Below are 20562 nucleotides of genomic sequence, written 5' to 3'. Positions count from 1 at the left end.
CCGGCCTCTCAGTCGGACCAGTCGGCGGTGATGAGTTCGGGCAGCGGCTCGAACTCCTTGATCGCGTCGAGCGAGGGGCCCATGGCGGCGTTGGCCTCGCGTTCGACCATCACCTCCACCAGCACCGGCAGCCGTTCCCGCGCCGACTCGGCCGACGCCCACGCCAGCGCGTCCGGCAGGTCGCCCGGCAGCTCCACGCGGCGTGCCGGGCAGCCGAACGCCTCCATGGCCTTGACATGGTCGATGCCGCCCTCCCCGTAGTGCAGGTCCACGGCGAAGTTCATGCCGTACGGGATCTCGGCCTGCCGGATGAGGCCCAGGTACTCGTTGTTGATCATCACGATGACGAACGGGACGCGGTACTGGGCGGCCACCGCGACCTCCTCCATCAGGAACTGGAAGGAGTAGTCGCCCACCACGGCCACCACCTGCCGCTCGGGATGCGCGCACTTGACGCCCATGGCCGCGGGCACCTCCCAGCCCAGCGGGCCCGCCTGCCCGCAGACCAGGTAGCGGCGCGGCAGGTAGGTCGTCTGGAACTGCCCCGACCAGATCTGGTAGAGCCCGATGGCGGTGACGAACGTGGTGTCCCTGCCGAAATAGGCGTTGATCTCCTTGAACACCCTGGGCGGTTTGATCGGCACGTCGTCGAAGTCGTCGCGGCGGGCCATCGTACGGCGCAGGTCGGCGACCTTGCGCACCCACTTGCCCGGCTCCTTCGGCCCGCCGCGCCCGCGCGCCTCGGCCAGCAGGTCGGCGAGCACAGGTCTGGCGTGGCCGACGATCCCCAGGTCGGGCTCGAAGACCCGGCCGAGTTGCATCGGCTCGATGTCCACGTGCACGAACGTGCGCCCGCGGCGGTAGACGTCGAGGTCGCCGGTGTGCCGGTCGCCGAAGCGGGCGCCGACGGCGAGCACCAGGTCGCTCTGCAGGAACGCGGCGTTTCCCCATCGGGTCTGGGTCTGGATGCCGGGCATCCCGGCGAACAGCGGGTGGTCCTCGGGGAAGGCGCCCTTGCCCATGAGCGTCACGTGCACCGGCAGCTGGAGGTGCTCGGCCAGCGCGCGCAGCTCGTCGCAGGCGTCGGCGATAATCACGCCGCCGCCGGCCAGGATGACGGGACGCTTGGCCGCCGCCAGCAGGTCCATGGCCTTGCGCACGGCTCCGGGCAGCGGGCGCGGAATCTCGACGGGCAGCGGCGCGTCCACGTCGCGGTCGTACAGGCAGGTGCCGCGCTGGACGTCGATCGGCAGGTCGATCAGCACCGGCCCCGGCCGGCCCGACCTCGCGATCCTGAACGCCTCGCGGAACACCCACGGCGCCTGGGCGGGCTCCTTGAGCTGCACCGCCCACTTGGTCACGGGCCGGGCGATCTCCACGATGTCGACCGCCTGGAACGCCTCCTGGTGCAGTTTCGAGGTGGCCGCCTGACCGGTGACGCAGATCATCGGGATCGAGTCGGCCATCGCCGTGTAGAGGCCCGTGATCATGTTGGTGCCGGCCGGGCCTGAGGTGCCGATGCAGACGCCCACGTTTCCCGTGGCCCTGGCCCAGCCGTCGGCCGCGTGGGTGCCGCCCTCCTCGTGGCGTACCGTGATGTGCCGCACCGAGCTGTTCTGGAGTGCCGCGTAGAGCGGCAGGATGGCCGCGCCCGGGATGCCGAAGACGGTGTCCACGCCCTCCGACTCCAGCACCGCGACCACGGCCTCCATGCATGGAATGCGATTCACCCATTCAGCCTTTCGATCACTTTGAGCAGGGCGGAGTGGTCGAGCGAGCCGTGGCCCTGCGCCCTGGCCGCCGCCATGAGCTGGGCGACCTGACCGGTCAGCGGCAGGCTCACCCCGGCCTCGCGGGCCGCGGCGACGGCGATGCCCATGTCCTTGTGGTGCAGGTCGATGCGGAATCCGGGGGCGAACTCGCGTCTGACCATGGTGTGCCGTTTGAGATCGAGGATCCTGGAGCCCGCCAGGCCGGCCGCGAGCACGTCCAGGCCTGCGACCGGCTCCACGCCCGAGGCCTCCAGCAGCACGATGGCCTCCGACACGAGCCCGTACACGCCGCCGACGACGAGCTGGTTGGCCGCCTTGACGGTCTGCCCGGCGCCCGCCGGGCCGACGTGCACCACGGTCGTGCCGAGGCTGCCCAGCACCGGCCTGGCCGCCTCGACGTCCTCGGCGGCGCCGCCCACCATGATCGACAGGGTGCCGTCGATCGCGCCGCGCTCGCCGCCGCTGACGGGGGCGTCCAGCGCCCGCACCCCGACGGCCGACGCCCGGCGGGCCACCTCGCGGGAGGTCTCCGGCCTGATGGTGCTCATGTCGACGTAGAGCAGGTTCGGCCTGCCGTACTCGACGATCAGCGGCGCGACCTCCTCCACCTGCGGCGAGTCGGGCAGCATGGTGATCACGACGTCCGCGCCGGCGACCGCGTCGACGACGCTCGCCGCGCCTTTGCCGCCCAGCCCGGCGAGTTGCTCGACCCGCTCGGTGCTGAGGTCGTACCCGGTCACGGTGTGCCCGGCCTTGACCAGGTTGGCGGCCATGGGACTGCCCATGATCCCCAGGCCGACGAAGCCGATGTTCATGTGCGCCTCCAGTCGAATGCGCCCGGCCCCTCGTGCCGGTACTCCAGGCCGACGTGGCCGCGGTAGCCCGCGGCCGTCAGCCGCGCGAAGATCTCCTGGTACGGCATGCGCCCGCTGCCCGGCCGTCCCCTGCCGGGGTCGTCGGCGATCTGTACGTGGCCGAACCGTCCCGCGTGCCCGTCGATGAGCGCGAGCACGTCCTCGCCCATCCGGTGCAGGTGGTAGAGGTCGGCCAGGAAGGCCACGTTGTCCCTGCCGACGTCGTCGATCAGCTCGAACGCCGCCTGCGACGACGTGATCGGATATTTCGGGTTCTCGTGGGAGTTGAGCGCTTCGACCACCACGGTCGCGCCGATCCCCGCCGCCGCGTCCGCCGCCCTGCGCAGGTTCGCCACGGCCAGGTCCCTGTCGGTGCCCGGGCCGTTGCCGTACAGCGCGTTGAGCACCCCGCAGCCCAGCTCGCCCGCCAGCCGGACCGCGACGTCGATGTTGGCCCGGAACCTGGCCGAGTCGCCCGGCCTGGCCAGCAGCCCGCGGTCGCCGGCCGCCATGTCACCGGCGTCGAAGTTGAGCCCGGTGAGACGCACCCCGGCGTCCTCGACGGCCTGGCGCAGCGCCGCGAGCTCGGCGTCGCCCGGCTCGGGACCGTCGAACGGCCACCACAGCTCCACGGCGTCGAACCCCGCCTTGGCCGCCGCGGCCGGACGCTCCAGCAGCGGCAGGCCGGTGAGGAGGATGGACAGGTTGACGGCGAACTTCACGACGACACCCCGGCGCGGAGGAGACGGGCCGTCTCCGAAGGGGTGCGGCCGACGCGGACGCCGACGGCCTCCAGGGCCTCCTTCTTGGCCTGGGCGGTGCCGGACGAGCCGGACACGATCGCGCCCGCGTGCCCCATGGTCTTGCCCTCCGGCGCGGTGAAGCCGGCCACATAGGCGATGACGGGCTTGGTGACGTTCGCCGCGATGTAGGCGGCGGCCCGCTCCTCGGCGTCGCCGCCGATCTCGCCGATCATGACGATCGCGTCGGTGCCGGGGTCGTCCTGGAACGCCTTGAGGCAGTCGATGTGGGTGGTGCCGACGACCGGGTCGCCGCCGATGCCGACGGCGGTGGAGAAGCCGAGGTCGCGCAGCTCGTACATCAGCTGGTACGTCAGCGTGCCCGACTTGGAGACCAGCCCGATGCGCCCGGCGGAGGTGATGTCGGCGGGGATGATGCCGGCCGACGACTGTCCGGGGCTGATCAGGCCGGGACAGTTGGGCCCGATGATCCTGGTGCGGCCGCTCGCCAGGGCGCGGAAACGTACGGCGTCGTGCACGGGAACGCCCTCGGTGATGACCACGCACAGCGGGATGCCCGCCTCGACGGCCTCCTCCACGGCCGAGCCGGTGAAGCGGGGCGGCACGAACACCACGGAGACGTCCGCCCCCGTCTCGGCCATCGCCTCGGCCACGGAGCCGAACACCGGCACCGCGCGTTCGCCGAAGTCCACCGAGCGCCCGCCCTTTCCGGGGGTCACCCCGGCCACGATGTCGGTGCCCGCGGCGAGCATGCGGGCCGTGTGCCTGCTGCCTTCCGCGCCCGTCATGCCCTGCACGAGCACCCGGCTGTCCTTGGTCAGGAAGATCGCCATCACGCACCTGCCGCGAGTCTGGCCGCCGTCTCGGCGGCGCCGTCCATGGTGGAGACCTGGCGGACGGCCGGGTGCCTGGCGTCGCTGAGGATGCGCCGGCCCACTTCCGCGTTGTTGCCGTCCAGCCGTACGACGATGGGCCTGCCGTGGCCGCGTTCGCCGAGGAGTTCGAGTGCGGTGACGATGCCGTTGGCCACCGCGTCGCAGGCCGTGATGCCGCCGAAGACGTTGACCAGCACCGAGCGCACGTCGGGGTCGGCCAGGATGATCTCCAGCCCGTCGGCCATGACCTTGGCGGACGCGCCGCCGCCGATGTCGAGGAAGTTGGCGGGGGCGGCCCCCGCGCCCGCGACCACGTCCAGCGTGCTCATGACGAGGCCGGCCCCGTTGCCGATCACGCCGACCCGGCCGTCGAGTTTGACGTAGTTGAGTCCTTTGGCCCGGGCGCGGGCCTCCAGGCCGTCCGCCTGTTCCTCCGGCTCCCACGAATGCCGGAAGGCGGCGTTGTCGTCCAGGGTCACCTTGCCGTCGAGCGCCACGATGCGCTGGTCGGTGGTGCAGATCAGCGGGTTCACCTCGACCAGCAGGGCATCCTCCGCGACCAGCACCCGCCACAGCTGCTCCAGCACCCCGGCCGCCTGCTCGGGCAGGCCCGCCTTGGCGGCCAGTGCCCGCGCGGTCTCCGCGTCCACTCCGGACACCGGGTCGACGGGCAGCTTCACCAGGGCGTCGGGGTCGGTGGCCGCGAGTTCCTCGATCTCCATGCCTCCCTGGCTCGACACCATGGCGAGAAACCCGCCCTCGGCCCGGTCGACCAGGAAGGCCGCGTAGTACTCCTCGAGCGGCACGGTCGCGGTCTCGACCAGCACGCTGTGCGCGACGTGCCCCTTGATGTCTATGCCGAGGACGCGGCCGGCCTCCACCTCCGCGGTGACCGGCCCCGCCGCGGTCCTGATGCCGCCCGCCTTGCCGCGTCCACCGGTCTTCACCTGGGCCTTGATGACAACGGGCGCGTTCAGCTCGGCCGCGATCGCGCCCGCCTGGGCGGGGGTGGTGGCGAGCCTGCCCGCGGGGACCGGGATCCCGTGACGCCCGAAGAGCTCCTTCGCCTGGTATTCGTACAGGTCCATTCGAGCCTCCTTTGTAGACGGTATACCGTATGGAATATCCCTCGTCTAGGGTCTCGACAGGGCTCCGTCTACTGGATATTCCATACAGTATGGAGAATGCAGTAAGAGACTGGCGCGGCCGCTCGTACCTTCCCGGGCCCGTCCCCGCCGACCGCAAGCGCATGTTCTGGCTGGCCTGGGCCGCCATGGCCGCGATCAGCCCGCTCCAGTACGGCTACGCCGCCCTGCTGGCCCAGAAGGGCACCGGGCTGACCCTGCTGGCCGTCTGGATCGCCTGTCAGGCGGCGGGCGCGCTGCCCGCCCTGCACCTGGTGCGGCGCGGGCGCCTCAGCGTACGCGCGAGCCTGGCGCTCGGGGCCGCGCTGAGCGGGCTCGGCCTCGTCACGGCCGCCCTCACGAGCGGCGCGGTGCTCGCCGCGGCCGGGCAGGCACCCCTCGCCACGGCCGGGCAGGCGGCGCTCGCGAGCGGCGGCCCCGTGAGCCTGGTCGCCCTCATCGGCTACGGGCTGCTCGGCGGGCTCGGCGCGGGCCTGGTCTACGGCGTCTGCGGCGAGGTGGTCTCCTCCTGGTTCCCCGAGCGCCCCGCCGCCCGGGTCGGCCTGATCACCGGCGCCTTCGGGTACGGGGCCGTGCCGCTGCTGGTGTGGGCCGGGATCGCCCCGGACGCCACGCCGGCCGCCTTCCTGACCGCCGCGGCCGTCGCGGTGGCCGTCATCGGAACGGCGGCCCGCCACCTGCGGCTGCCCCCGGTCCTGTGGTGGCCCGACGACGTGGACCCGCGTACGTACGCCCTCGACGCCGCGCGGTTGCGCGTCACCCCGGAGGCGGCCAAGCAGTTCCTGCTCACCCAGGCGCTGCGCACGAGGACGCTGCCCGCGCTCGCCCTGATCCTGACGTGCGCCGGCGCCGTGTCGGTCTTCGACGTGATCGTGGTCGCGGGCACGGGCACGTGGGGCGCGGTGGCCCTCATGGTGGCGCTGAACGGCGCCAGCAGGGCGGTGGCCATGCGCTGCTCGGAGTTGTTCGGCCGCAGGCGGGTGCTGGCCGCCGTGCTGGGCGCGCTCGCGGCCGGCCAGGTGCTGCTGGCCGCCGGCGGCGCGCACATGGGCGGCTTCCCCGGGCCGGCGGACGTCAGCGCTCCCCTGCTCTGGCTCGGCGCGCTCGCGGCCGGGCTGGGCGGCGGCGCCTTCTACCCGCTGCTCGCCAGCCTCGTACGCGAGTTCTTCGGCACCGAGCGCGCCGGCGAGATCCACGCCGTCATCTACAGCGCCAAGGCCCTGGCAGGCGCCGGCGCCGTGGCCCTGGCCGTGACGGCCCTGACCGCTCCCGGCGCCGCGCTGCTGGCCGCCGCCGCCGTGGCCGCGCTGCCCGCGCTGGCCGCGTCCCGCCTGCGGCTCCCCGGCCTGCCCGCGACGATCCCCCTGTGATGAGACTCACGACCATGGACAACGCGCGGCCGGTATGCTGTAGGCAGTCGACTAAAAACTTTTCAGCTCAGTCCTGGAGACGTGCCCATGTTGCTGTCGGATCAGGCCGGTCAGACGGCGGCCGCGAAGATTCCCCGTCCTGCCACGCTCCGGGAGAGCGTCATAGAGGCTATCCAAGAGCTCATCGTCTCCGGGCAGCTCAAACCCGGTCAGCACCTCGTCGAGAGCGAGCTGGCCGAGCTGCTGGGAGTCTCGAGGCAGCCGGTCCGCGAGGCGCTGCAGCAGCTCAGCGGTGAGGGCTGGGTCGATCTGCATCCTGGTCAGGGCGCCTTCGTGCACGTCCCGACGCTGGAGGAGGCCGACCAGTTGCTGGCCGTCCGCACCCTCCTCGAGACCGAGTCCGCCCGGCTGGCCGCCAAGCACGCCGGCGAGGACGGCGTGAAACGGCTGCGCGCGTTGTGCGCCCGTGGCATCGCCGCGGTGCAGTCCGACGACGTCGACGGGGCCGTGGCCACCAACTCGGAGCTGCACGCGCTGGTGACCGACCTGTCGGGCAACAAGGTCCTCGCCGAGCTGGCCGCCCAGGTGGCCAGGCGCGTGCGGTGGTATCACACGCCCGTGGCCCGCCAGCGCGGCATGGCCTCATGGGACGAGCACGCCTCGCTGATCGACGCCATCGAGGCGGGCGACGAGCGCCGCGCCCAGAAGATCATGCGCGACCACACCGAGCACACCCGCGCCTCCTACATGGAGCAGCGGGAGAACGAGCCCGTGGAGCCCGCGCCCAAGCCGGTGCGCCGGCGGCGTCCGCGCACCCCCTCCACCGGCTGACGACGACGCCGGACGCTCCTCGCGGGGCCCCCGCGAGGAGCGTCGAGCACGCCTGCGCGCGATCGCCGCGGGGTGACCTGCGGGGACGACCGCGGGGTGATCTGACGTTCACAGAAGACGACATGCTGCGTAACACCTCGGGCAGAGGATGCGTAGCAGAGATGGGAGGTGCATGACCGTGAAGGCGTTCATCCGCTTTCTCCTTGGTGATCCGGCAGGCCATCCGGCCGACGGCCGGATGATCGGCCTCGGCCTCAGCACGGCGCTCAGGAAGCACTACTCCGCCGACGACGCGGAGCGCTACCTGCGCCAGTGGACCACCGAGCACGACGTACGCAAGAGCCCCCGGCCGTAGCACGTCCGGTGAGCAGGTGAGCACGACCGCCATGAGCAGGTCCGGAGCACGGTCGCCGCGGGCACGCCGCAGAGCCGCGGCAGGGGCGGGTTCGCCCCCGCGCGCGGCCCCGGTTCCGGGGGTCAGCGATCGGCGGTTTCCGGCTCCACCACCTCCGCTCGGGCGTCGCGAGCCGACTTGACCAGGCTCAGCACCGTGGTGACCGCCAGGGTGCCGACGATGACGCCGAGAGAGACCAGGATCGGGATCTCCGGCGCCCACGACACGCCGTCGTGGTGCAGGGCCTCAAGGATCAGCTTCACCCCGATGAAGGCCAGCACCACCGACAGGCCCTTGCTCAGGTAGACGAGCCGGTCGAGCAGCCCGCCGATGAGGAAGAAGAGCTGCCGCAGCCCCATGAGGGCGAAGGCGTTGGCGGTGAAGACCAGATAGGGCTCCTTGGTGAGCCCGAAGATGGCCGGGATGGAGTCGAGAGCGAACAACAGGTCGGTCGTCCCGATGGCGACCATCACGATCAGCATCGGGGTGACCATCCTGCGGCCCAGGTGCACGGTGAGCCGGGCGCCGTGATAGGTGTCCGTGGTCGGGAGCACCCGGCGCACCGTGCGCAGGGCGAGGTTCTCGGAGAACTCCGCGTCGTCGTCCTCGTGGCCGATCAGCTTCCACGCGGTGTAGACGAGGAACGCGCCGAAGACATAGAAGAGCCAGTCGAACCTGGTGACCGCCTCGGCGCCGGCCGCGATGAAGGCGCCGCGCATCATCAGCGCCAGGATGATGCCGATCAGCAGCACCTTCTGGCGATATTCGCGCGGCACCCGGAATCGGCTCATGATCAGCAGGAAGACGAAGAGGTTGTCCACGCTGAGCGAATACTCGGTGATCCACCCGGCGAAGAACTCTCCACCGTGCGCGGGGCCCGACACCAGGAGCAGACCGGCGCCGAAGGCCACGGCCAGGCCCACGTAGAACGACACCCAGGCCACACATTCCCTGAACGAGGGTTCGTGCGGGTTGCGGGCGACGAGGTAGAAGTCGAACGCGAGCACGATGCCGAATCCGCCGACCGTGGCCAGCCAGACCCAGACGGGCAGGTTCATCGACGCGACCCCTTCCTGGTCGCCTGCAGCGCCTGGGCGTGCTTGATGTACTGGCCGAGCAGCGCCTTGGCCTCAGGGTTCGCGCCGGCCCTGCGCATCAGCCAGTGCGGCATGAGCCGCTCGTGCAGCCAGACGAAGCCGATCGCGAAGCCGAGCGCCACCATCGCCTGGTACGCCAGGAATGGCAGCACGCCGTCGGCCATGCCGACCCCGGCCAGGCTCTCCTGCACGAGCCGGGACACGGGGAAGGCCACCATCCAGAACAGTCCGACGGGGCCGAAGGTCCCCGGCCGGAACACGCCGTGGCCCAGGAGCACCCCGTACAGCCCGCCGAAGAGGCCGAGCGGCACGGCGAGCGCGAGGGCCGACAGCGCGACCATCCCGGTGGGCTGCCCCGCGAGCAGGGTCAGCCCACCGGCCATGGCACCGGCGGCGGCTCCGATAGACGCCCCTGGCAGGGCGAGTTCGAGGCTGTGCCGTCCGATCATCAGCCCACGACCACGCCGAAGGCGAACAGGCTGTAGAACAGCATCCCCAGGTAGAACACCGCACCGAAGCCGATGATCACGTTGGTCCACCACTTGGGCCTGATCGGTTTGGGCAGCATGCGGTTGTTCACCAGGAGGAGCGTCACGCAGTACGCGCCCATCGCGAACGTCGACAGGAACGCCAGCGTGTCGAGGATCCCGCTGGGTCCGTCGGCCGGGCCGAACAGCAGGATCAGGATGCCGAAGATGATCACACCCCAGAGGAAGATCGCGTACAGGTGCGACATGCGGACCTTCTTCGCGCCGGGCACGAAGTTGTAGGTCATGTCGGCCTGACCTCTGGAGAAGGAGTCGAACAGCCCCAGCGTCGCGTTCAGGCCGATGAGCGCGATGAACCCGAGGAAAACGACCCCGAGTACCGAGCTGCCCGCGGAGGAGACCGCGTCCGCCATCGCGGTGAGCGCCACCTCCCGGTCATCGCCTGCGATCACGTCGCGCACGCCCGGGTTCTGCCGCACCGCCGACTGGGCGATCACCGTGAAGGAGATCGTGACCAGCATGGTGATGCCCCAGAACAGCAGGAGGGCGTCGAAGGTGACCCAGCGCCGCCACCCCTTCCACTTGGCCATCTCCGCCGGGTCGTCGGTGTCGAACATGAACCCGCGCGCGGGCATCTCCTCCTGCTCGCCCGCGTGCCGCAGCCCGCGGACCTTCGGCATGTGCGCGCCCATGCCGGCGCCGGAGTCACGCAGGTGCAGCGTGTACCACATCTGCTGCATGCCCGACGGGCCGGCGAACGCGCACGCCCCGACGATCACGGGGAACCAGGCCGCGGTCATGGCCTCCGGCGGCAGGTAGCCGAAGGAGAACATGCCCGTGATCGTGGTGACCACGTCGTTCCAGGTGCCGACCATGGCCGCGACCACGGCGGTGCCGAGCACGAGTGCGCCGATGAGCAGCGACAACACGTTCTCCAGCACGTTGTAGATCACCTTGGCCAGGCTGAAGATCACTCCGACGAGGATCAACCCGGCGACCGCGGTCACCACCCAGGGGATTCCGGTTATCTCCTCGAAGGCCGCCGCTCCCGCCGACAGGTGTCCCGGCCAGATGTAGACGGCGATGGCGACGATGAAGAAGAACCACATCAGCGGCTTGAACACCCTGGCGGCGCCGGAGAAGATGCTCTCCCCCGTGGCCATGGCGTAGCGCGCCATCTCCAGCATCACCACGGCCTGCAGGCTGACGCCGATCAGGAACAGCCACCGGATCTCCGGCCCGAACAGCAGCACCAGCCGGGGCCACATGTACGACTCGCCCATGCCCACGCCCAGGGCGACGAGGAAGACCGTCGGCCCGAGAATGTGCACCGAGGGAGGCGCGTCGGGGAGCTTCCTGATGGGCATCGGCTCGAGCCGGCCCGCTTTCCATACTCGTTCGTCCTCTGCCGGTGGCGCGGTCTGCGCCGCCGGAGGTGTGTTCGATGTGTCCACCTACGGACCTCCTGGGGGGTTGTTGCCTTTCTGCGCTGCTGCCCCGAATGGCCCCCTCGCCTGGCTGCTGTGCTGTCGATCGGCTCTAGCGCAGCAGTCCGGCAGCCCTGGCCCAGCGGTACTTCGCACCGAGGACCGCCACGGGCTTCTCTGTCGTGTACGGGTACGCGACCACGCCATGCTCGAACAGGTACTCGCTGGCCTCCTCAACTTCGGTGTCCCCGGCGAGCGACGCCACGACCGGCTTGACGTTGCCCTTCTGCCGCTCCTCGGCCACGACGCGGGCGATGAGCTCGGCGAAGACCATCGGCGGCGTCACGATCGTGTGCCAGTAGCCCAGGACGAGCGCGTGGATGCGCTCGTCGGCCAGGCCGAGGCGGACCGTGTTCTCGTACGTCGATGGCGGTTCGCCGCCGGTGATGTCGATGGGGTTGCCCGCCGCCCCGAACGGGGGGATGTAGGCGCGGAAGGCCTCGTCCAGGTCGGGCGGGATGTCCATGAGCGTCAGCCCGGCGTCGACGATGGCGTCGGAGAGCAGCACGCCCGAGCCGCCGGCCCCGGTGATGATGACGACGTTCTCGCCCTTCGGCGCGGGCAGGATCGGCAGCGCGCGAGCGTACTCCAGCATGTCGTTGAGTCCCGGGGCGCGCACCACCCCGGCCTGCCGGAGGATGTCGTCGTAGACCTTGTCGTTCCCGGCCAGGGCCCCGGTGTGCGAGCCGGCCGCCCGCGCGCCCATCGCGGTGCGTCCCGCCTTGAGCACGATGACCGGCTTCTCCTTGACCACGCGGCGGGCGGCGTCGACGAAGCCGCGCCCGTCCTTGAGGTCCTCCAGGTGCATGGCCACGGCCTTGGTGTTGTCGTCCTGCTCGAAGAAGGTGAGCAGGTCGTCCTCGTCCACGTCGGCCTTGTTGCCGACGCCGACGATGGCGGAGACGCCCATCTTGGTGGTGCGGCTGAAGCCCAGGATGGCCATGCCGATGCCGCCGCTCTGCGAGGTCAGCGCCACGCTGCCCTTGACGTCGTACGGCGTGCAGAACGTCGCGCAGAGGTTCTCCGGCGTGTAGTAGTAGCCGTAGATGTTGGGCCCGAGCATGCGCACGCCGTGCCTGCGGGCGATCTCGACGATCTCCTGCTGCCCCTCGACGTTGCCGGTCTCGGCGAACCCCGACGGGATCATGACGGCGCCCGCCACGCCCTTCTTGCCGGTCTCCTCCAGCGCCGCCGCGACGAACTTGGCGGGGATGGCGAACACGGCCACGTCCACGTCGCCGGGGACGTCGGAGATGCTCTTGTACGCGGGCAGCCCCATGATCTCGTCGGCCTTGGGATTGATCGGCAGGATCTGCCCCTGGTAGCCGCCGTTGATGAGGTTGCGCATGACGGAGTTGCCGATCTTGCCGCTCTCGGCGGAGGCGCCGATGACCGCGACCGAGCGCGGTTTGAAGATCCGCGTCATCTGCCGGAGGATCTCCTCGCGCGGCAGCCGGGCGACCTCGGCGGGCTTGTCGCCGATGAGGATGCGCACGTCGGCGGCGACCGCTCCGTTCGCGTCGGCGAAGACGGGGTTGAGGTCGATCTCGACGATCTCGGGGACGTCGGTGACCAGCCGGCCGACCCGCTCGATCAGGCCCGCGAGCGCCTCCCGGTCGGCGGGTTCGGCGCCGCGAGCACCACGGAGGACCTCTGCCGCCCTGATGTCGTCCAGCATGCCAAAGGCATCTTCACCCGAAAGCGGGGCAAGTCTAAAGGTAACGTCCTGCAAAACTTCGACCAGGACTCCGCCAAGGCCGAAGGCGACGACCTTGCCGAACGTGGGATCGGTGACGGCGCCGACGATGACCTCGTGGCCGCCGCCGACCAGCTGCTGCACCTGGATGCCGTCGATCTTCGCGTCGGGGTCGTAGGCGCGGGCGTTGGCCAGGATCGTGTCGTAGCCCTCCCGCACCTCGTCGGTGCTCTTGAGGCCGACCAGCACGCCGCCGGCGTCCGTCTTGTGCAGGATGTCAGGCGATACGATCTTGAGAACGACCGGGAGCCCGATCTTCTCGGCGATCTCCGCCGCCTCCGCCGCCGACGTCGCGAGCCCCTCGCCCGGGGTCGCGATGCCGTACTCCTCGCACAGCCTGCGCCCTTCCGGTGCGGTCAGAGCCGTCCGCCCTTCGGCGAGCGCCTTGTCGATGACCTCCCTGGCCACGCTTGTGGTCGCCACTTAGATGACTCCGTTCGTCTTGAGTTCGGCGAGCTCGTCCGCGCTGACGCCCAGCTCGCCGTAGATGTCCTGGTTGTGCTCACCGAGCAGGGGCGGGGTGACGACGTCCACCGGCGAGTCCGACAACTGCAGCGGGCTGCCGACCGTCACGAACTCACCGCGTTCCGGGTGCTCGACCTTGACGACGATGCCCTCCTCGCGCAGGCTCTCGTCCTCCACCAGCTCCTTGGTCGACAGGATCGGCCCGCACGGGACGTTGGCGCCGTTGAGCCGGTCGAGCACCGTCCACTTGTCGTGGCGGATCGTCCACTCCTCGATGAGCTGGAACATCTTGTCCAGCTTGCTCAGCCGCGCCTCCGGCGTCGCCCACTCGGGGTCGGCGGCCAGCTCGGGACGGCCGATGATGGTGGCGATCGGCTCCCAGCCGACCGGCTGCACGATCACGTAGATGTAGTCGTTGGGCCCGCCGGGCGCGCAGCGCACCGCCCAGCCCGGCTGGCCGCCGCCGCTGGCGTTGCCCGAGCGCGGCACCTCGTCGCCGAACGTCTTGTTCGGATATTCGCGCAGCGGGCCGTGCGCCAGCCGCTGCTGGTCGCGCAGCTTGACGCGGCACAGGTTCAGCACGGCGTGCTGCATGGCCACCTGGACCCGCTGGCCGCGCTGGGTGTGCTGGCGCTGGTAGAGGGCGGCCAGGATGCCGGCGACCGTGTGGATGCCGGTGCCCGAGTCGCCGATCTGCGCCCCGGTGGCCAGCGGCGGGCCCTCCTCGAAGCCGGTGGTGCTCATCGAACCGCCCATCGCCTGCGCGATCACCTCGTACGCCTTGAAGTCGGCGTACCGGCCGGGGCCGAAGCCCTTGATCGAGGCGTAGATGAGGCGGGGGTTGAGCTCCTGGAGGCGTTCCCAGGTGAAGCCCATACGGTCGACCGCGCCAGGACCGAAGTTCTCCACCAGGACGTCCGCGCTCTTCACCAGCTCGGTGAAGAGCTCCTTGCCGCGCTCGCTCTTCATGTTGAGGGTGATGCTGCGCTTGTTGCAGTTCAGCATCGTGAAATACAGGCTGTCCACGTCCGGTACGTCACGGAGCTGCTGCCGGGTGATGTCGCCTTTGGGTGCTTCCAGCTTGACCACGTCGGCGCCCAGCCACGCGAGCATCTGGGTGGCTGACGGGCCCGACTGGACGTGGGTCATGTCGAGGACGCGGACACCTTCGAGAGCCTTCATGTCGCTGTTTCCCCTACTTGTACATGGTCTGGTTCATCGTTCCGGGGGCGTAGACGTCCGGATCGACCCATACGTTGATCAGTGAGGGCTTGCCCGACTCCCTGGCCCGCTCCAGCGCGGGGCGGATCTCGGACGGGTCGCGGACCTCCTCGCCGTGGCCGCCGAGGAGCTTGGCGAACTCGCCGTAACGGATGTCGCCGAGGGTGTTGCCGACGCGGGCGCGGTCCTCGCCGTACTTGGCGGCCTGGCCGTACCTGATCTGGTTCATCGACGAGTTGTTGCCGATGACCCCGATGAAGGGCAGGTCGAAGCGGACCATCGTCTCGAAGTCCCAGCCGGTCAGGCTGAAGGCGCCGTCGCCGAACAGGCACAGCACCTCCTTGTCCCGCCGCGCCTGCTTGGCCGCCATCGCGAAGGCGGTGCCGACGCCGAGCGTGCCGAGCGGTCCCGGGTCCATCCAGTGGCCGGGCGACTTCGGCTGCACGACCTGGCCGGAGAAGGTGACGATGTCACCGCCGTCGCCGATGTAGATGGTGTCCTCGGTGAGGAACTCGTTGATCTCGTGGACGAGGCGGTAGGGGTCGATGGGCCGGGCGTCGGAGTGCTGGCGTGGCAGGCGCTTCTCGTACGCCTGGGTCTCGACCGTGCGCAGCTCCTCCAGCCACGCCTTGCGCTTGGCGGCGGCGTCCCCGATGCGGCCGCTCGCGGCCTGGGCGGCGGCGGAGAGGATGAGGCCGGCGTCGCCGACGATGCCGAGGTCGATGTCCCTGTTCTTGCCGACGGTGCGGTAGTCGAGGTCGATCTGGACGACGGTCGCGGTCGGCGACAGGCGTTTGCCGTAGCCCATCCGGAAGTCGAACGGGGTGCCGACGATGATGATCAGGTCGGCCTCGGTGAAGGCGTACCTGCGGCTGAGCTGGAAGTGGTGCGGGTCGCCGGGCGCGAGCGTGCCGCGGCCCGAGCCGTTCATGTACGCGGGCACGTTGAGCGACCTGACGAAGTCGGTCGCCGCGTCCGTCGCCCGGCACGTCCAGACCTGGCTCCCGAGCAGGATGGCCGGCTTCTCGGCGTGTGCCAGCAGGTCGGCGAGCCGCTCGATCGCCTCGGGGTCGCCCGCCTGGCGGGTGGAGGCGCGGTAGCGGCCGGCCTCCGGGATCCGCGCCTTCTCCAGCGGGACCTTCGCGTCGAGCACGTCGCGCGGGATCTCGAGGAACGACGGGCCGGGAGCGCCGTGGTAGCACTCGCGGAAGGCCATGGACACGATGTCGGCCACCCGTTCCGTGCCGGGCACCGTGGCCGCGAACTTGGTGATGGGCGCCATCATGTCCACGTGGGGCAGGTCCTGGAGCGAGCCCATCTTGTGCTGGCTCAGAGCCCCCTGGCCGCCGATGAGCAACATGGGGCTCTCGGCGCGGAAGGCGTTGGCCACGCCGGTGACCGCGTCGGTCGTGCCCGGTCCGGCGGTGACCACCGCGCAGCCGGGCTTTCCGGTGATGCGGGCGTATCCGTCCGCGGCGTGCGCGGCTACCTGTTCGTGGCGTACGTCGATGACCTCGATGCCCTCATCGACGCAGCCGTCATAGATATCGATGATGTGGCCGCCGCAGAGCGTGTAGATCACTTCCACACCCTCGGCCTTGAGTGCCTTGGCTACGAGATGACCGCCAGAGATCGTTTCCGACATCCTTCAAACCCTTTCCCGGGGACGGAACGCGCTGTCTTCCGCATACTGCATACCGTATGAACGCAATGGTTACTCCCTCCTGAACGGCCTGTCTAGCCCCCCAGGGGCAACTCGATCAGCTCGACCTGCTCACCGGACCACCCCGGAGGCACCACGGCCAGCGCATCCGCGAGCGCGGCGCCCCACAACGAACCCGGCCGGTCATGTCCCACGGGCACGGCCCCGCGGCCGGACCTCCTGACCGGCACCAGCCGGGTGTCCCTAGGGTGCACCCTGACCGGGCCGGCCAGCGCGCTCGTCTCCCGGCCAGGCGCCGTGCCTGCCGCCTCGCGTACCAGCGGGACCAGCAGCGTGAGCGCCGCGGCGAAGGCCGCGAACGGGTTGCCCGGCAGGCCCACGACGAGCCCGCCGCCCGGCAGGCGGGCCAGCATCTGCGGGTGCCCGGGACGTACGGCCACGCCGTCGACGAGGAGTTCCGCCCCGAGCCCCGCCAGCACGCCCCGGAGGTGGTCGGCAGGGCCCTTCGACGACGCCCCGCACACGACGGCCACGTCGCCCGCGCCCGTCCCCGGCGCTCCTTCCGCCAGCGCCGCGCGGAGCGGGCCGGGGCCGTCGGGAAGGCGGGTCTCGCCGGCGACCCGGCCGCCCGCCCACTCCACGAGACCGGGCAGGAACGGCCCGATGGCGTCGCGGACCCGGCCCGGCGCGGGCAGCCCCTCGTGCACCACCTCGTCGCCGGTGACCAGCACCGTCACCCGCATCCGCGGACGTACGAGCAGGGTGTCGTGACCGAGCGAGGCGGCCAGCCCGAGCACGGCGGGGGTGACCATGGCGCCCGCGCCGAGCACGACCGCGTCCTCGGCGATGTCCTCGCCCCGCCGCCGGATGTGCCGCCCGGTCTCGGCCGCGCCGCCTCCAGGGCGGTCCACCCACGTGACGGGCCCGCGCCCGGCCTCCCCCGACCCTGGAGGCGGCGCCGCGACCGTGTGTTCGTAGGGCAGCACCGCCTCCGCCCCCGCCGGGGCCGGGGCGCCGGTGGCGATCTCCACCGCCTCCCCGGCCCGCAGCACGTCCGCGTACGGCGCTCCCCCGGCCAGCACGCCGCCCACGACCAGCCACGGACCCCGTCCCGCCACGGCGTAACCGTCCATCGCGGCCACGTCCACGCCGGGCACCGGCACCAGCGCCGTCAAGGGGGCGGTCAGGCGGCGGCCGAGCGCGTCCTGGAGCGGCACCCGCGCCGGCTCCAGCCGCCCCGCCGACCGCGCCGCGAGGGCCCGCGCGGCGGCCCATGACATCGCTTCCACCACTGGTTCATGCCGAACAACGGTCACAGGTACGCTCCTTGACCCGACTTTTTCCATACTGTATACCGAATGCACAGTCGCCCGCCTCCAGCGGGCCGCGCGAACGGTGGGCCGCGGCGGCGGCCCTCCGCTGTACGGGGGCCGTACAGACAGTCCGACGCGAGAACGGAGCGGATGATGAAGGTCGCTGTTCTTGGCGCCGGCGCCATCGGCGCATACGTGGGGGCCGCCCTCCACAGAGCGGGAGTCGAGGTGCACCTCATCGCCAGAGGCGAGCACCTGCAGGCGATACGCTCCGCCGGTGTGCGGGTGCTCACCCCCAGGGGCGATTTCGTCGCCCATCCCCATGCCACCGACGACCCCACCGAGGTCGGCCCGGTGGACCACATCTTCCTGGGTCTCAAGGCGAACAGTTACGCCGCTGCGGGCCCCATGATCCAGCCGCTTCTGCACGAGAACACGAGCATCATCGCCGCGCAGAACGGCATCCCGTGGTGGTACTTCCACGGGCTGAAGGGCCCGTACGAGGGCTACCGCATCGAGAGCGTCGACCCGGGCGGCGCGGTGACGGCCGCGCTGCCGCTGCACCGGGCGATCGGCTGCGTCGTCTACGCCGCCACCGAGATCGAGAGGCCGGGCGTGATCCGCCACCTCGAAGGCACCAGATTCTCCATCGGCGAGCCGAACGGCGCGCCGACCGAGCGGTGCGCCGCCTTCAGCCGGGCGGCGGTCGAGGGCGGCCTGAAGTGCCCGGTCGAGCCGGACCTCCGCCGGGATGTGTGGATCAAACTCATGGGCAACATCGCCTTCAACCCGATCAGCGCGCTCGCCAGGGCGACGATGGCCGGGATCTGCCGCCACGACGGCGCCAGAGGGCTGGTCGTGGCCATGATGCGGGAGACGGTCGAGGTCGCCAGGCGGGTGGGCTGCGATCCGGGCATCTCGATCGAGCGCCGTCTGCGCGGGGCGGAGAAGGCGGGCGAGCACAAGACGTCCACGCTCCAGGACCTGGAGAAAGGTAAACCGCTGGAGCTCGACGTGCTGCTGGCGGCGGTGGTCGAGCTGGCCGATCTCACCGGAGCGGAGGTGCCGACGCTGCGCGCGATCCACGCTGTGAGCGATCTGCTGAACGCGAACCTTGTCCGCGCGGTCTAGCTGGGAATACCGTGATTGTATACAGAATGGAGGGATCATGAGCTATGACCGCCTGACCCATCCACTGGTGCGCGAGAACGGCGTGCTGCGCAAGGCCGGCTGGGAGGAGGCGCTGGAACGCGCTGCGGAGGGTTTCCGCCGCAACGTCGACGAGCACGGCCCCGACTGCTTCGCCATGTTGTCGTGCGCCCGTTCCACCAACGAGATGAACTACGTCGGGCAGAAGTTCACCCGCGTGGTAATAGGCACCAACAACGTGGACTCCTGCAACCGCACCTGCCACGCGCCCAGCGTGGCGGGGCTGTCGGCGGTGTTCGGCAGCGGCGGCGGCACCTCCTCCTACCAGGAGGTCGAGGACACCGACGTGATCGTCATGTGGGGTTCGGCGGCCAGGAACGCCCACCCCATCTTCTTCCAGCACGTGCTCAAGGGCATCCGCAAGGGCGCGCGCATGTTCGCGGTCGACCCCCGCCGCACCGGCACGGCCCAGTGGGCCGACCTGTGGCTGGGGCTCAACGTCGGCACGGACATCCCGCTCGCCCACGCGGTGGCCCGCGAGATCATCCACGCAGGCCTGCACAACGAGGCGTTCATCGAGCGGGCCACGATCGGCTTCGAGGAGTTCAAGGAGTCGGTCGAGCCGTGGACGCTCGGCGTGGCCGAGCAGGTCACGGGCGTGCCCGCGGCCGCCATCCGCGAGCTGGCCCACGCGTACGCCCGCGCCGACCGCGCCCAGCTGTGCTGGACGCTCGGCATCACGGAGCACCACAACGCCACCGACAACGTACGCGCGCTCATCAACCTGTCCCTGCTGACCGGCCACGTCGGCCGCTACGGCTCGGGCCTGTCGCCCCTGCGCGGGCAGAACAACGTGCAGGGCGGCGGCGACATGGGAGCCATCCCCAACCGCCTGCCCGGCTTCCAGGACATCCTCGACCCCGGCATCAGGGCCAGGTTCGAGAGCGCGTGGGGCCGGCCGATCCAGCCGAGGTACGGGCACAACCTCACCGAGATGCTGGAGGCGATGGCCGAGGGCGAGGTCACCACGTGCTATCTGATCGGTGAGAATCCCGTGCAGTCGGAGGCCGACTCACTGGCCTGCATCAAGCGCCTGTCGATGCTCGACCACCTGGTGGTGCAGGACATCTTCCTCACCAAGACCGCCCAGATGGCCGACGTCGTGCTGCCGGCCAGCGCCGCCTGGTGCGAGGCCGACGGCACCTTCACCAACAGCGAGCGCCGCGTCCAACGGGTGCGCAAGGCCCTGGAGCCGCCGGGCGAGGCCCGCGACGACATCTGGATCATGTGCGAGATCGCCCGCAGGCTCGGCCACGACTGGGCGTACGACGGCGCGGAGGAGGTCTGGAACGAGCTGCGCGCCCTGTCCCCGCAGCACACGGGCATGACCTACCAGCGGCTGGCCGACCTGCAGGGCATCCAGTGGCCCTGCCCGTCGGAGGACTCGCTGGAGCCGCCCTACCTGCACGGCAGGCTCTGGGAGAACGACCCGTCGAAGCGCGGCACGCCGGCGCCGTTCGCGGTGCTGCGGCACTCGCCGCCGGTGGACCTGCTCGACGACGAATACCCGCTGCGGCTCACCACCGGCCGCCGGCTCGACTCCTACAACACCGGGGTGCAGTCGTCCGGGTTCGCCTCGCCGCTGCGCCGCGGCGAGACCGTCGAGCTCTGCCCCGAGGACGCCGAGCGGCTCGGCCTCACCGAGGGCGAGGAGGTGCGGATCACCTCGCGGCGCGGCTCGGTGACCGCGCCGGTCTACATCGACCCCGCCCTGCGGCCGGGGCTCGTGTTCATGACGTTCCACTTCCCCGACGAGGTGGACACCAACTCCTTGACCATCGAGGCCACCGACCCGATCTCGGGCACGGCCGAGTTCAAGGCCGCCGCCGTACGTGTCGAGAAGCTCGTCAAGGCCGGGTGA

The 20562-nt window shown here is 70.8% G+C and carries 17 protein-coding genes; 5 read left to right on the top strand and 12 right to left on the bottom strand.

Features of this window, described 5'->3' with window-relative positions; all coding sequences use genetic code 11:
• Nucleotides 1-8 precede the first annotated feature (8 nt).
• The 5 genes from gcl to sucC are packed head-to-tail and all read right to left on the bottom strand — an operon-like array spanning nt 9 to nt 5350.
• Complete coding sequence (gene gcl / locus E1295_RS06765; RefSeq protein ID WP_132628803.1) at nt 9-1730, bottom strand: glyoxylate carboligase; 1722 nt, start codon at nt 1728-1730, stop codon at nt 9-11.
• Nucleotides 1727-2587 carry an NAD(P)-dependent oxidoreductase gene (locus E1295_RS06760; protein WP_132628802.1) on the bottom strand — a complete coding sequence of 287 codons (861 nt, stop codon included), beginning with the start codon at nt 2585-2587 and terminating at the stop codon, nt 1727-1729. The genes gcl and E1295_RS06760 overlap by 4 nt, the downstream gene beginning before the upstream one ends.
• Entirely contained in the window at nt 2584-3348 is a 765-nt protein-coding gene (locus tag E1295_RS06755; RefSeq protein ID WP_132628801.1) for a hydroxypyruvate isomerase family protein, read from the bottom strand. The genes E1295_RS06760 and E1295_RS06755 overlap by 4 nt, the downstream gene beginning before the upstream one ends.
• On the bottom strand, nt 3345-4220 hold the full coding sequence (gene sucD / locus E1295_RS06750; protein ID WP_132628800.1) for a succinate--CoA ligase subunit alpha: 876 nt from the start codon (nt 4218-4220) through the stop codon (nt 3345-3347). The genes E1295_RS06755 and sucD overlap by 4 nt, the downstream gene beginning before the upstream one ends.
• Complete coding sequence (gene sucC, locus E1295_RS06745; protein ID WP_132628799.1) at nt 4220-5350, bottom strand: ADP-forming succinate--CoA ligase subunit beta; 1131 nt, start codon at nt 5348-5350, stop codon at nt 4220-4222. The genes sucD and sucC overlap by 1 nt, the downstream gene beginning before the upstream one ends.
• Before the next feature lie 89 nt (nt 5351-5439).
• On the opposite strand from sucC, the gene E1295_RS06740 reads away from it, so the two are divergent.
• The 3 genes from E1295_RS06740 to E1295_RS48530 all read left to right on the top strand — a co-directional run bounded on the left by E1295_RS06740 (nt 5440) and on the right by E1295_RS48530 (nt 7963).
• Nucleotides 5440-6777 (top strand): MFS transporter, encoded by a 1338-nt coding sequence (locus E1295_RS06740; RefSeq protein ID WP_132628798.1) that lies wholly within the window; start codon nt 5440-5442, stop codon nt 6775-6777.
• 87 nt (nt 6778-6864) lie between these two features.
• Nucleotides 6865-7608: a GntR family transcriptional regulator gene (locus E1295_RS06735; RefSeq protein ID WP_132628797.1), complete on the top strand. Its 744-nt coding sequence runs from the start codon at nt 6865-6867 to the stop codon at nt 7606-7608.
• Nucleotides 7609-7786: 178 nt separating this feature from the next.
• A complete protein-coding gene (locus E1295_RS48530) occupies nt 7787-7963 on the top strand; it encodes a hypothetical protein (RefSeq protein ID WP_166427107.1) in 177 nt (58 codons plus the stop codon).
• Nucleotides 7964-8085: 122 nt separating this feature from the next.
• Here E1295_RS48530 and E1295_RS06730 read toward each other — a convergent pair whose 3' ends face one another.
• The 7 genes from E1295_RS06730 to E1295_RS06700 all read right to left on the bottom strand — a co-directional run bounded on the left by E1295_RS06730 (nt 8086) and on the right by E1295_RS06700 (nt 17459).
• Complete coding sequence (locus E1295_RS06730) at nt 8086-9060, bottom strand: TerC family protein (RefSeq protein ID WP_132628796.1); 975 nt, start codon at nt 9058-9060, stop codon at nt 8086-8088.
• A complete protein-coding gene (locus tag E1295_RS06725) occupies nt 9057-9548 on the bottom strand; it encodes a hypothetical protein (protein WP_132628795.1) in 492 nt (163 codons plus the stop codon). The genes E1295_RS06730 and E1295_RS06725 overlap by 4 nt, the downstream gene beginning before the upstream one ends.
• A complete protein-coding gene (locus E1295_RS06720) occupies nt 9548-11041 on the bottom strand; it encodes an Nramp family divalent metal transporter (RefSeq protein ID WP_246079881.1) in 1494 nt (497 codons plus the stop codon). Before E1295_RS06720 ends, E1295_RS06725 begins: the two co-directional genes overlap by 1 nt.
• An 85-nt stretch (nt 11042-11126) precedes the next feature.
• Nucleotides 11127-13253 carry an acetate--CoA ligase family protein gene (locus tag E1295_RS06715; RefSeq protein WP_132628794.1) on the bottom strand — a complete coding sequence of 709 codons (2127 nt, stop codon included), beginning with the start codon at nt 13251-13253 and terminating at the stop codon, nt 11127-11129.
• Nucleotides 13254-14477 carry a formyl-CoA transferase gene (gene frc / locus E1295_RS06710; protein ID WP_132628793.1) on the bottom strand — a complete coding sequence of 408 codons (1224 nt, stop codon included), beginning with the start codon at nt 14475-14477 and terminating at the stop codon, nt 13254-13256. It lies immediately after the preceding gene.
• Nucleotides 14478-14490: 13 nt separating this feature from the next.
• Nucleotides 14491-16161 (bottom strand): thiamine pyrophosphate-binding protein, encoded by a 1671-nt coding sequence (locus E1295_RS06705; protein WP_132628792.1) that lies wholly within the window; start codon nt 16159-16161, stop codon nt 14491-14493.
• A gap of 92 nt (nt 16162-16253) precedes the next feature.
• Nucleotides 16254-17459, bottom strand: coding sequence for a molybdopterin-binding protein (locus tag E1295_RS06700; RefSeq protein WP_132628791.1), 1206 nt, complete (start codon nt 17457-17459; stop codon nt 16254-16256).
• 186 nt (nt 17460-17645) lie between these two features.
• Between E1295_RS06700 and E1295_RS06695 the strand changes: the two genes are divergently transcribed.
• Both E1295_RS06695 and E1295_RS06690 read left to right on the top strand, forming a co-directional pair.
• Entirely contained in the window at nt 17646-18623 is a 978-nt protein-coding gene (locus tag E1295_RS06695) for a 2-dehydropantoate 2-reductase (RefSeq protein WP_132628838.1), read from the top strand.
• Nucleotides 18624-18660: 37 nt separating this feature from the next.
• Nucleotides 18661-20562 (top strand): molybdopterin oxidoreductase family protein, encoded by a 1902-nt coding sequence (locus tag E1295_RS06690; RefSeq protein WP_132628790.1) that lies wholly within the window; start codon nt 18661-18663, stop codon nt 20560-20562.

The sequence above is a fragment of the Nonomuraea mesophila genome (genome assembly GCF_004352805.1).
GTDB lineage: Bacteria > Actinomycetota > Actinomycetes > Streptosporangiales > Streptosporangiaceae > Nonomuraea > Nonomuraea longispora.
This window is presented reverse-complemented; position numbering and strand designations above follow the sequence as displayed.